General features: G+C 50.6%; 11 protein-coding genes and 1 pseudogene. 5 read left to right on the top strand and 7 right to left on the bottom strand.

Annotated elements, in window-relative coordinates:
- Positions 1-164 precede the first annotated feature (164 nt).
- Positions 165-1,585, top strand: a pseudogene (locus CUN67_RS02000) (alpha,alpha-trehalose-phosphate synthase (UDP-forming)).
- A 137-nt stretch (positions 1,586-1,722) separates the two neighbouring features.
- Here the strand turns inward: CUN67_RS02000 and CUN67_RS01995 are convergent.
- Positions 1,723-1,965: a helix-turn-helix domain-containing protein gene (locus tag CUN67_RS01995; protein WP_208713797.1), complete on the bottom strand. Its 243-nt coding sequence runs from the start codon at positions 1,963-1,965 to the stop codon at positions 1,723-1,725.
- Positions 1,966-2,346: 381 nt separating this feature from the next.
- Here CUN67_RS01995 and CUN67_RS01990 point away from each other — a divergent pair, with 381 nt between their 5' ends.
- The 4 genes from CUN67_RS01990 to CUN67_RS01975 all read left to right on the top strand — a co-directional run bounded on the left by CUN67_RS01990 (position 2,347) and on the right by CUN67_RS01975 (position 5,324).
- Positions 2,347-2,958: a helix-turn-helix domain-containing protein gene (locus tag CUN67_RS01990; RefSeq protein WP_208713796.1), complete on the top strand. Its 612-nt coding sequence runs from the start codon at positions 2,347-2,349 to the stop codon at positions 2,956-2,958.
- 32 nt (positions 2,959-2,990) lie between these two features.
- Positions 2,991-3,866: a queuosine precursor transporter gene (locus CUN67_RS01985; RefSeq protein WP_208713795.1), complete on the top strand. Its 876-nt coding sequence runs from the start codon at positions 2,991-2,993 to the stop codon at positions 3,864-3,866.
- On the top strand, positions 3,863-4,693 hold the full coding sequence (gene queF / locus CUN67_RS01980; protein ID WP_208713794.1) for an NADPH-dependent 7-cyano-7-deazaguanine reductase QueF: 831 nt from the start codon (positions 3,863-3,865) through the stop codon (positions 4,691-4,693). Before CUN67_RS01985 ends, queF begins: the two co-directional genes overlap by 4 nt.
- A 247-nt stretch (positions 4,694-4,940) precedes the next feature.
- Entirely contained in the window at positions 4,941-5,324 is a 384-nt protein-coding gene (locus tag CUN67_RS01975; RefSeq protein ID WP_208713793.1) for a cupin domain-containing protein, read from the top strand.
- 96 nt (positions 5,325-5,420) lie between these two features.
- Here the strand turns inward: CUN67_RS01975 and CUN67_RS01970 are convergent, their stop codons facing one another.
- From CUN67_RS01970 to CUN67_RS01945, 6 genes are all read right to left on the bottom strand, one after another.
- Positions 5,421-6,698 carry an OprD family outer membrane porin gene (locus tag CUN67_RS01970; protein WP_208713792.1) on the bottom strand — a complete coding sequence of 426 codons (1,278 nt, stop codon included), beginning with the start codon at positions 6,696-6,698 and terminating at the stop codon, positions 5,421-5,423.
- A 103-nt stretch (positions 6,699-6,801) separates the two neighbouring features.
- Complete coding sequence (locus CUN67_RS01965; RefSeq protein WP_208713791.1) at positions 6,802-8,193, bottom strand: FAD-binding oxidoreductase; 1,392 nt, start codon at positions 8,191-8,193, stop codon at positions 6,802-6,804.
- Positions 8,194-8,216: 23 nt separating this feature from the next.
- A complete protein-coding gene (locus CUN67_RS01960) occupies positions 8,217-9,017 on the bottom strand; it encodes an ABC transporter permease (RefSeq protein WP_208713790.1) in 801 nt (266 codons plus the stop codon).
- Positions 9,014-9,850, bottom strand: coding sequence for an ABC transporter ATP-binding protein (locus tag CUN67_RS01955; protein WP_208713789.1), 837 nt, complete (start codon positions 9,848-9,850; stop codon positions 9,014-9,016). The genes CUN67_RS01960 and CUN67_RS01955 overlap by 4 nt, the downstream gene beginning before the upstream one ends.
- Positions 9,847-10,818, bottom strand: coding sequence for an ABC transporter substrate-binding protein (locus CUN67_RS01950; RefSeq protein ID WP_208713788.1), 972 nt, complete (start codon positions 10,816-10,818; stop codon positions 9,847-9,849). The genes CUN67_RS01955 and CUN67_RS01950 overlap by 4 nt, the downstream gene beginning before the upstream one ends.
- A gap of 14 nt (positions 10,819-10,832) precedes the next feature.
- Positions 10,833-11,711, bottom strand: a complete 879-nt coding sequence (locus CUN67_RS01945) for a creatininase family protein (RefSeq protein WP_208713787.1) — start codon at positions 11,709-11,711, stop codon at positions 10,833-10,835.

The raw sequence follows: 11,711 nt of genomic DNA, 5'->3' as shown, positions 1-11,711 counted from the left end.
CTGGATGAAGCAATTATAGCTGCTGCCCCTGACTAACGAAGTGGAGAGTAAGGCCCGTTTTTGCCTGATTTTTATACCTGTCCGTGGTTTTTTTACGCCTTTTTTATATGCAGAAAGCTTAAATCAATGGCAACGATTTCCATGGTGATCAAAGGGAAAATGCTATGTCAGGCTTCATTCTGGTTTCGCACAATCTGTCACGGGCTTCGACCTTATCCGCGCTGTATGAAAGTATCCTGTCACGCCTCGGTGGGTTGTGGATTAGCTGGGACGGAAAAACCCAGGCGGTTTCATCAGAGACGCCTCGCCCGCTAAACTTCCGCCACGGTCATAAATTTGACACCCTCACCTTTCCGCTGACCCGGGGAGAGGTGGAACAGGGCTACCAGCATTATGTCCATCAGGGCCTGTGGCCGATGTTTCATCAGCGACCTGACCTGGCACGCTTTAATCAGGATGATTTGAGCCAGTATCGGAAACTCAATGAAGCCTATGCCAGAGCAGTCACCGAATACGCGATGCCCGATGATGTTATCTGGATCCAGGATTACCACCTGATACCGAGCGTAAAACTGCTGCGCACTGCCGGGCTGACAAATCGCATTGGCTTATTTTTCCATCAACCGTTTCCGGCAGGCGTGGGGTTCTCCGCCATTCCCGACTGGCCGTGGCTGGCCGAGTCATTATTGTGTTGCGATCTGATCGGCTTTCAGACGAGCCAGGATATGAACAACTTTCTGTTGTGGGTCGAAAGTACATTTCGCTGCGAACGCCTGAGCGCCACGCGCATACGTATTCACGGGCAAATTATCAGCACCGGCGTGTATCCGGTGGGTATCGATTTGGAAGATGCGCACTGTCTGCTGGCAAGCAACAGTTGCAGTTATATGGAAGAACAATGCCGGGCAACCCTGCCGGAAAACGCTATCCTGAGCGGCGGACATCTTGATGACAGCGCCGGTCTGCCCTATCGCATCAGTGCCATTGAGGTATTGCTGCGCCACCACCCGGATTACACCGGGAATATGGTGTTGCTACAGCTGGCCTCCCCGGCGGCGGGCTACGCACCGCGGAGCTGAGCCATGAGCTGGAAAATCTGTGCGGTGAAATGAATGGCGTACAGGGTACACTGGAATGGTGCCCGATCAGTTATCTGACCAAAGCCTACAGCCGGGAGGAGCAGGCGGGTATCTACCGTGCATCCCGCGTCGCGCTGGTCACGCCGCTGATGGCGGGTATGAGCCTGATGGCGAAGATGTATGTTGCGCTGCAGGATCCCGCCAACCCTGGCGTACTGATCCTGTCGCAGTTTGCCGGTGCGGCCGAGCATATGGATGGTGCACTGATCGTCAACCCTTACGATCCCGACGCCATTGCTGACGCCATTCATACCGCGCTGCGTATCCCGCTCAGTGAACGGCAGAATCGCCATGCCCGCCTGATGAAAGGCATCCATCAGCAGGATTGCCACTGGTGGGCAGCGCGTTTTCTGGAGGATCTCAGTGCCCCGGAAAGTGAAGACATCGGGTTAATGGCGGGCAGCCTGATATTGTCTTCAGGGTTTAGCGGGCGAGTAAGGTATTAATTAAAAGACGACGTCGTAGCGGTGAGATTTATCGCGCTTATCTAACAAACCGCGCGATAAATCGCGCCGCTACAGATTTGTACAAACGCATAATTGTTAATGTATCTTTTAACTGGAAAACGTAACTGATAATTGTATCAACTTCGAGACTTATATTTTCTCAACTGGTAACGACTCGGCCAGATTTCTTCAGCCTTAACACCAATCACACCGGCAATAATACGTTCCCCACGCGGCCAGGGGCGGTTCAGCGCATTGACCAATGTCCCCGAAGACAGGCCAGATTCGCGTGATAGCGCAGCGAGTGATTTTTTCTTTTTTCTGATCGCAGCAAGAATATCTTCCCGGTGCCAGTCGGATAAGGGCTGATTTGAGTCCATTCGTTTATCTCCATAAAAATAAAGACGTAAGGTTCAAAAAACTGAGTAAAATCTTAACTCCTGAGAAAAACTGATGTCTTTAAATACGCCAAAAACATTAGAAATAATTCTAATAAAATGAAATCCCCATGACGTCGGTAAGCTATCCATAGCCCGCATTCAAGTCAACACAAAAGTACACAAAATGATCAATAAAGTGAAAACAAATCAAAATACAATAAATAACACTATGTTTTTATTGATATATTTTTAAAATAAAAAAATTACACAAAACGATACCTTTCGATAATTTTTATGATATCTTCGAAACCAATTCATAATGGAACCTATTAAAATAAATTATGTTATCTGGGTGGTTATACCTCACAAGGAAGGCCTTCTATGAAAGTCTCTGGATTGCAACGCAAAGAAAACATCATTAATAACATCGAATATTTGATTAAAAGTCGTGGAGAAAGCAAAACATCATTTGCCAACCGTACCGGTGTCACTCGTGCTACTTTATATAAGATTCTGGATGGTAAAGTTGGCAATGTTCAGCATTCTACAATCACCCGTATCGCCGATTTCTTCGGTGTTTCCTGTCATATAATTGAAAATTGCGATCTGCAACAGGTTGAGTTAATCGAGAGAACTTTATCACCTGAAGGCGATAGAAACCCTGCCGCCATTCCTGTTATACCACAATCTGACTTCATCTCCAGCATGGAAAGCAGAATAGGAGATCTCGTCACCCGATATCCATTGACATGGTATTTTTCGGATGTGTCAAATATGGTTGCATTAAGGATAGAAAAAAGCATCGGCAATACATTTTTCCCCGGTGATATGCTGATCATAAAACGTAAAGCCATCCCTGAGAACAAACAACTTTCTTTATTCTACTCAAAAGAAAAAAGAATTTACTCTCTGAGAAAGAGTAACAATATTATTGATACTTCAATTGCAGACAATCTTTTACTTGGGGCAATAATTGAAGACAGAATAATGTAAGAAAATCATTAATATTTAAGGATAAGTATGAAATGAACCAAAATAAAAAATTCAAATTGATAGGATTTAATCGATCAGACACAATCACAGCAAACATTATGGTCATATCAACCGGAAAACATCTTAATATTGGACTCCCGGAATTAGAAAGCAGTAACATCACGGATGATCTCAATAGAAATGAACTCAAAGCGCTTTACCGACGATTGTACAGTGAGACAGATACAATCACATCCTATGACCTGGCCGACAGACATGAACGTTCATGGTATGCCTATTTGATCATTAGTATTTTACTCGCGGTAATCTATATTTTATGTACGGTTTGTGGTATTAAACCAGCACATTTTCCAACATTAAACCTGGTTACACCTCCCGGTATATTTTTTTATCCGATATCATTTATCCTCGTCGATATTCTCAATGAATTTTATGGCCTAAAAATGGCGAGAAGAACGATATTTTTTTCATTCATTTCAAACATAGTATTTGTTACTGGATTATGGTTTACCAGCGTACTCCCATCCGTACCGGGATGGGAGCTGGATCAACCTTTTAAAACCTTCGTTAACAGCATCATCTCCGTTCTTTTGGCTTCCTCTGTTTCATATCTTGTCTCTGAAAACATCAATTCCTTCTTACTCTGCAAGATAAAAGAACTGACTAATTCCAGATATCTCTTTATTCGTGTCATTACCAGTACAGCTATTGCATCCGTACTGGACAGCATCATATTTTGCATGCTGGCTTTTTATAACGTGTTGAGCATGGAAATCATTAAAACCATGATTATTTCTCAGACCATCATAAAGCTATTTTATGCCGTCATCGGCGTCGCACCAATCTACGCCACACGCGAACTTTTCAGACGATACATCAATATCGATAACAAAAAGGAGTGCTTATGAATATCAGAGATGAAATTACCTTGCTGGGTCGGGCAACCGGATATATTCAGCATTATGCTCCTGACTTGCTTGAAGGATTACCAAGATCACGTAGCCGTAGTGAAATTGATATTGAATCCGAAAACTTACCCTTTTCTGGCTTCGATTTATGGACAGGATTCGAACTCTCATGGTTAAACAACAAAGGCAAACCGGTTGTCGCCATTGCTGAATTTATTATTCCCGCAACCAGCACCAACCTTATCGAATCAAAATCGTTTAAACTTTACCTCAACAGTTTTAATCAAACCAAATTCACTTCAACTGAAGAAGTGATCACCACACTGGTAGATGATTTATCACTGGCCGCCAAAGGCACGGTGAAAGTTAACCTTTACTCCGAACCCGACCTCTATAATAAAAATATCAGCGCCTTACCCGACCAGTGCATTGATCATCTGGATATCAGCATTGATAATTACGATTTCAACCCTGACCACCTCATTAATGCCACTGGCAGTGAATATATTTCCGAAACCCTCTCATCGAATTTATTAAAATCCAACTGTCTGGTTACCCACCAGCCAGATTGGGGAAGTGTGGTCATTAAGTATGAAGGGAATAAAATAGATAAGGAGAAACTGCTGCGCTATCTTATTTCATTCAGAATGCATAACGAGTTTCATGAACAATGCGTTGAACGTATTTTCAATGACATCAACCGCCACTGCTCCCCTGAAAAACTCAGTGTCTTTGCTCGTTATACACGCAGGGGAGGATTGGATATTAATCCATTCCGCAGTAACTTTGAGGAGTTCCCCAGCGTGACACGCTTAGTCAGGCAATAATATCGGCACCAACCCGTAGCGGCGCGATTTATCGCGCTCTTTTAAAACTCGCGCGATAAATCGCGCCGCTACGATGAGTGCAAACACGCGGGAATTAACTCATCACTTAACTGGAAAACATAATCAACCATGAGATTTATGTTTTCTTAATGGGTAACGACTCGGCCAGATTTCTCCAGCATAGTGAAAAGCTTTTAAATTAAAATGGACAGAGTATGGAATACTTATTTTATAAAGGAGTATTAATGTGATCTTATTCTCAGATTTTCATACCGATGGTGCAATCAAGGACAACTCTGTTGGAATTTCAATTCAAAACCTGATTAGGGGCACGGAGCAAAATCTCTATGCCACGGTGATTGAGGCAGGAAATAAGGTTGGGTGTCATTGCCACCACCAGGGTGAGGAATGGTATATCATCCTTTCTGGTGAGGGTGCTGTCTTTATTGCTGAAGTAAATGATGGAATTTTAGGTGATGTTACCGAAACGGTATTCAAGCGCGGCAGTTCTTTTTGTATCTCCCCTGATACAGCGCATCAACTGGTCGCTCATACCCGGGTAGAATTGATATTTTTATGCCCACCAGCACATCTCTCCTCTGACCGAACGGGTTTTGACAGCATTTCCTGATGCCACCTCATTAATTCCAGCCTCGTTGCCAGAAAAACCGCGCGATAAATCGCGCCGTTACAATTAACCAGGGGGCATTAGCCCCCTGGTTATCAATCAGAAATCATATTCCAGGCTTAAACGGTTCTGCCAGAAGTGAGAATCATACAAGGGTGATGTCTGCACCCCGGCGAAATCGGTCAGGCTCAGGCCCTTCAGCACGCCACTGAAGCTCCAGGTGAAATAAACCAGATATTCCGACTGGTTGATGCTGGCTGAAGCAGGCGAGGGTTTCAGATCCATAAAGGAATACTGCGTACCCAGCGACAGGCTTTCATTCATCACGTAGTTCAGGTTGGTCATATACGCGTTGCCGCTGCCAAGATCCTGAGTACTGGTGAAGAACGGTTGTGCAAAGTAAGGTCCGGAGGAAGTATTGTGCGCGTAAGGCGTCACCAGCGAGCCGTTATTCCAGCTATTTCCGCTGGCAGCGATATGGTCATAGCCCAGCTTCCAGCTCAGTGCCGGAGTAAACGTCAGCGCCAGCTGTGCACCGTATGAGGTGCTGTTCACTTCACCCGCCAGAGCCTTGCCTGCGCTGGTGCCGCGAATAAACTGTAATCCCACATCTGGCTGGAACAATGCATCCTGCCATTGCACATGGCCTTCGCCATACACCAGGCGCGTATAATCAGCGTATTCCTGATACCACAGCTGCCCGGTCAGCTTCTTATTGTCCCACTGCGTACCGCGACCGCCACCCAACGCCCACATGCCGTTGGTGCGCTCTTCCACATCGGTATACGCGGTGGTATTCAGGAACTGATCATCACCCCACGGCTTATAACGCCAGATTTTGGTCGCATGCAGGAAGTTGGTGCTGTCGCCGTAATTGGTATCTACACCACGGAACAGAATGGGCGTAATACGCCAGTCGTAATCACCAACGAAAGGAATATTGATTCGTTGATCACCGGCCGTTATTTTAAAATCATCCTGTTGATAGCTTAAATAAGCTTCACCGAAGTTGGTTTGATTATCACCAATATCGCTGATGGTGTGCGCTTCATCAGGATGATCGATACCGCGCAGAAAAATACCACTCACGCCAGCACGGAAACCATAAAACGGCGCGGTTTCATATTTCAGGCTGCCACCGTAGCTCACGGTGTCCTGATTAAAGCCTTTGGAGAAATAAGCGTTGTGTGTTGAATAATAAAGCGTACGCAGACTGCCGCTCACGGTACCGCAGGTAAATATATCGGTGAAGCTATTTACGCCACTCGCACCATACTGACAATCGCTGATATTGCTCTGTGTCGCCGCCAGTGCAGCGGGAGCCAGAGGGAAAAACAGCGCAGCAAGACACGCACCACTCAGTGTTTTTAATTGCATAGTCCCAAGCCTCGTCACTTTTTAAAAAGAGCAAAGCAACGCCTGCCGGACAATAAATGTACCGTCGGTGGTGAGCTTTGCCGCAAAAAAGTCTTATTATCGATTAATTATTTACACCGGTTATTTTCACATCCGGCAATGTTTCGCGTACTTCCCAGCCACGTAATTTGCCAGGATTGAGTAAATTATACGGATCGCAGGCACGTTTCATAGCCACAACATCGGCACGCACCATCCCTTGTTTGCCATCTTCAATATGAATGACGTGCGGGTTATTAATTTTCACCCCGTTATCACGATAAATATCCATGATGGCATTCAGGCGATCTTCATCGCTATATCGCACCAGCGGCAGCCCGCTACAGGTCAGGGTGCCATTCATATCGCGCAGAAACTCAATATGCGACATCACTTCATCCGACAGCTGTGCTTCCATTGCCAGCGCCTGCTGATAATAATTGTCCGCTGCGTAAGCGGTTTGCAGATAGGTCAGGGTTTTGTCCACCTTCAGCGCCTGCAACGTGGTGTGGTTCCAGCAATACTCAATCAGCGAATGGCCGGAGTTCTCGCCCTCGGCAAAATGCAGCGCACTGCGTCCGCCGTGCTGTGCCAGCAGCGACGGCATCAGGCGATCGCTCTCCACACCCACCACGGAGATGACGCCATGCTGCCCTGCCACGTCGGCCTCGGCGAGATCGGTAAAATAATCCAGCACCGGTGCAGCCATCACCGCAATCTGGCGCTTCACCAGTCCCGGTGATTTCGCCAGCGCATCGGCAAACGCCATCGCCGCCGGGAAACTGGCGAAGGTATCAAGGCGTTCGATCCAGTCATGACGCGGTGCCAGCGCCAGCTCAATCTCCAGCACAATGCCGTTGCTGCCATAGGCATGATGCAGCAGCAGCGCATCGGGCGCCTCCAGCGTCAGTATGCGCGGCGTCTCTTCCATGGTCATCATCTTCACCGCCAGCACGTTGCCAGGAGCCGCCAGCGGACCATAATTGATGGAACCTACGCCACCGAAGCCACCGCCAAACAGGCCGCCGAGGGTCGCCAGCTTCCAGGTGGACGGCATGCAACGCAGTTCCCAGCCGAGCGGGCGGGTATGCGCTTCCAGGTCGCCAAGGCGAATCCCGGCCTGCGCACGCACCGTGCCCTGCCCCATGCTTACCACCGCATTCAGTCTGGTCATATCGACCATCAACCCGCCATCCAGCGGGATCAACTGGCCGTAGTTACCGGTGCCGCCACCGCGCAGGTTCAGTGGGATACGATGTGCGGCACAGGCTGCCACCACCGCCGCCAGTTCCTGCTCATCACGCGGGCGTACGGCCAGCTCAGCAAACTTCTCTTCCAGCTGCGGTTTCAGCACCGGGCTGAACCAGTGAAAATCACGCGACAGGCGTTTCACCTTCGGCGCTTCTTTAATCCAGTCGAGTTCAGGCAACGCCGCAACCAGCGCCGCCAGTGCAGACTGACGATCGGAATCAGACATCTTTATTTCCTGTAGTTGAGGTATCAGGTCGGGCTCAGTTCACTCTCATGCCAGGCAGCCAGCACGCGGCGCGTCAGCCAGGACATCACGGCAAACAGCAGGAACCCGGCCAGAGAAATCAGCAGCAGCGCGGCAAACATCAGCGGAATATTGAGCTGATAACCCGCCTGCAGAATCTGGTAGGCCAGCCCGGTATCAGTGCCGCCGGTGCCAGCAACAAACTCCGCCACCACCGCGCCAATCAGCGACAGACCGCTGGAGATCCGCAGTGCACCGAAGAAGTACGGCAGAGCCGAGGGAATGCGCAGGCGCAGCAAAATCTGCAAACGCGAGGCATGGTTAAGTTTGAAGTAACTCAGCAAACCCGGCGACACGCTGCGCAGACCCTGAGTGGTGTTAGAAATAATCGGGAACACCGCCATCAACGTGGCGCAGACCACCAGCGACATGGTGGTGTCTTTGACCCAAATGATGATCAGCGGCGCGATGGCGACAATCGGTGTCACCTGCAAAAACACGATATAAGGGAACAGCGCGGTTTCGATAAAGCGGTTCTGCACCAGCAGGAACGCCACGATCGATCCGATCACAATCGCCACCACAAAGGAGATCACGGTGATCTTCAGGGTGTACAGCAGCGACATAAACAACGTTGGGAAGTTCTGCACCAGACTTTGCGCCACCACCAGCGGTGACGGCACCAGAAAGGCCGGGACCTTCAGCGCCGTGACCAGAAACTGCCACAACAGCAACAGGGCGATGGCGACCAGCGCCGGAAACAGCCACTGCTGAAACTGGCGTTGCGCGGCTAAGGGCTTTTTCATGATTTGCTCTCCTGACTGGCGGCGTACAGGCCGCGCTGCAACTGCTGCGCATATTGGGTGAACTGCTGGCTGACACGGAACTCATCATCACGCGGGAACGGCGCATCAATGCTGATGTCATCCACCACGCGCCCCGGACGGGCCGCCATCATGATCACGCGCTGCGATAAAAACACCGCTTCCTGAATCGAGTGGGTAACAAACACCACCGTCAGCTTCTGTTCCTGCCACAATTGCAGCAGATCGCTATCCAGCTTGTTGCGGGTGATCTCATCCAGTGCGCCGAAAGGTTCATCCATCAGCAGCACTTTTGGACGCGTCACCAGCCCGCGGGCAATGGAGACGCGCATCTGCATCCCGCCGGACAACTCACGCGGCAGCACATGCCCAAACTGGCCGAGGCCGACCAGTTCAAGGATTTCCCGCACGCGGGTGTCCGCTTCAGCACGCGGTACACCGGCCAGATCGAGCGGCAGGCGCACGTTCTTGTGCACACTGCTCCACGGCATCAATGTCGCTTCCTGAAACACGAACGATAACGGCAAATCCCGCTGTTTTTCCCGGCGATCGCGACGAAACAGCATCAGTTTGCCATCGCTCGGTTCAATCAAACCGGCGATCATTTTCAGTAAGGTACTTTTGCCACAGCCAGACGGACCGAGCAGCGAGACAAACTCGCCCTGGCGAATCGTCAGGTCCACTGGCAACAGCGCGCGTGTACCGTTCGGGTAAATTTTCTCGGCAGAGAGCACTTCAATCGCCGGAGGTGCCGCATGCAGCGGCACCGCTTGCGCATCATTGCTCATCAGGGTCAGTCGGCTGGCGGCATTCATGGCATAACCTTCACATCTTGAATGAATTTCAGGGTGTAGCTGCCATCAAACGGGACTTTAGCCGGATCAATCAGCTTGTTATCCACCAACAGCTGCCAGGTTTGCTTCAGGCGCGGCACCGTCATAATGCCGATCCCCCCGGTCTGCGCATCGCCGCCGGTCAGCATCTGATACTTCTTCATCTGGGCGATGCCGAAGGCGATTTGTTCGTCGGTCATCTGCGGGTTTTCTTTCTTAATCAGCACGTTGCCTGGGGCCGGATTCTCCAGATAGTTTTTCCAGCCCTGCATCGAAGCCTTAACAAATGCGGCGACGGCCTGCGGACGTTTCTCGATGGTCGATTTCATGCACACGATGCTGTTGCCGTAGGGAGGGTAGCCCCAGTCGCTGATCGGGTAGACGTTGGCCTGAGCACCGATTTTCTGAATTGCGAACGGTTCCGAGGTGACATAACCCTGCTGCACCAGGTTTTTATCCGCGAGGAACGGCTGCACACTGAAGGTATACGGACGCACGTGGGCGTTTTTCAGGTTGAGCGCGCTCTGCGCCCACGGCCAGTAGGAGGTATAAGCTTCAGCGGCCAGCAGGAAGGTTTTACCCTGCAAATCGGCCTGATTTTTCACATCCGGGTGGGTGATAAACACAATCGCCGAATGCTGGAAGGTGGTGGCAACCGGCACCGCTTCCACGCCCTGCTGCCAGGATTCCAGCGCCTGCATGTTATCGCTGATGATGCAATCTGCCTGGCCTGCCGCCATCAGCTGCATGGTGTGCACCTGCGGTCCACCCATCTTAATGGTGACGTCCAGCCCGGCATCACGATACAGATTCTGTGCCTGGGCCTGATAAAAACCGCCATGCTCGGCCTGAGCATACCAGTTGGTCATAAAGGTAAATTTCTCGGCAGCCATCCCCTGGGCCGACAGGGCCACGGACAGCGCGGCAACAATGCTCAATGTTTTTTTCATAGCCGATCCCCGAATTAGCGCGGTTTTAATAATGATGCTGCGTCGTTTTGGTCTAATACTTTGCCCTGCCAGTGCCCGGTGCCCCACGCCGGTTCGGCGCGTGTCACCCATGCCATCTGATGCACTTCGGTAATCACCTGCGCCCAGCTGGTCGCCAGTGAATCCAGAATCGCCTCGCCCTGCTCTTTGGTTGATGGGCGCGGATCGCCGATCACGCCGCTGGGACCAAAGTCATATGACGCCCAGGCTGCCATCGGGCGGGTACTGGAGAGCGTCGGGCAGGGAAACGCCGGGGGATAATTCACCACCGCTTTGTCCATCTGTACCGTGTCGGGTGCCAGCGCCAGCATCAGTGCCGTCTCCGCATGCCCGGCGTGCATCGCCATCTGGCGTTCCTGCTCGTCCATAAAACTTTCGGCGCAGTTCGGCACTTTGAAGGTGTCCTGCATGATGATGATCATGTCGCCGTGGCGCAGGCGCAGTTCACGCATCGCCATTTGCAATGGTTGCGGCTGACCACCGTGACCGTTCACCATCAGGAATTTGCGGAAACCGGCGCGGTACAGCGATTCGCCAATCTCCAGGATGGTGTGCAGCAGCGTTTCACCGGTCAGCGTCAGGGTGCCGGGGAAATGCAGGTGCTCATCGGATTTGCCATAGGTGATCGGCGGAATGGCATAGGCCGGGATCTCCGCCGGTAAGCGCGCCAGTGCATGCCCCACCACGCCGGATGAAATCACGCTATCCACCGCGCACGGCAGGTGCGGACCATGTTGTTCAATCGCGCCGGTTGGCAACACAATCACCGTGTTGGCTTTGTCTTCCAGCGTGGCGATATCAGTCCAGCTCAGGTACGGCAAAAAGCGGTTTGCCGGAATATAACCATGTAACAT

This window comes from Pantoea cypripedii (genome assembly GCF_011395035.1).
In the GTDB taxonomy this organism is placed as follows: domain Bacteria; phylum Pseudomonadota; class Gammaproteobacteria; order Enterobacterales; family Enterobacteriaceae; genus Pantoea; species Pantoea cypripedii_A.
The sequence above is the reverse complement of the archived record's forward strand: the minus strand, read 5'-3'. Positions and strand labels throughout refer to the sequence as shown.

Excerpts from the sequence above, each read along its gene's own strand:
- CUN67_RS01950 (WP_208713788.1), bottom strand. The coding sequence starts at position 10,818 with ATGAAAAAAACATTGAGCATTGTTGCCGCGCTGTCCGTGGCCCTGTCG.
- CUN67_RS01960 (WP_208713790.1), bottom strand. The coding sequence starts at position 9,017 with ATGAAAAAGCCCTTAGCCGCGCAACGCCAGTTTCAGCAGTGGCTGTTT.
- CUN67_RS01995 (WP_208713797.1), bottom strand. The coding sequence starts at position 1,965 with ATGGACTCAAATCAGCCCTTATCCGACTGGCACCGGGAAGATATTCTT.
- CUN67_RS01990 (WP_208713796.1), top strand. The coding sequence starts at position 2,347 with ATGAAAGTCTCTGGATTGCAACGCAAAGAAAACATCATTAATAACATC.
- CUN67_RS01945 (WP_208713787.1), bottom strand. The coding sequence starts at position 11,711 with ATGTTACATGGTTATATTCCGGCAAACCGCTTTTTGCCGTACCTGAGC.
- CUN67_RS01965 (WP_208713791.1), bottom strand. The coding sequence starts at position 8,193 with ATGTCTGATTCCGATCGTCAGTCTGCACTGGCGGCGCTGGTTGCGGCG.
- CUN67_RS01955 (WP_208713789.1), bottom strand. The coding sequence starts at position 9,850 with ATGAATGCCGCCAGCCGACTGACCCTGATGAGCAATGATGCGCAAGCG.
- CUN67_RS01970 (WP_208713792.1), bottom strand. The coding sequence starts at position 6,698 with ATGCAATTAAAAACACTGAGTGGTGCGTGTCTTGCTGCGCTGTTTTTC.
- queF (WP_208713794.1), top strand. The coding sequence starts at position 3,863 with ATGAATATCAGAGATGAAATTACCTTGCTGGGTCGGGCAACCGGATAT.
- CUN67_RS01985 (WP_208713795.1), top strand. The coding sequence starts at position 2,991 with ATGAACCAAAATAAAAAATTCAAATTGATAGGATTTAATCGATCAGAC.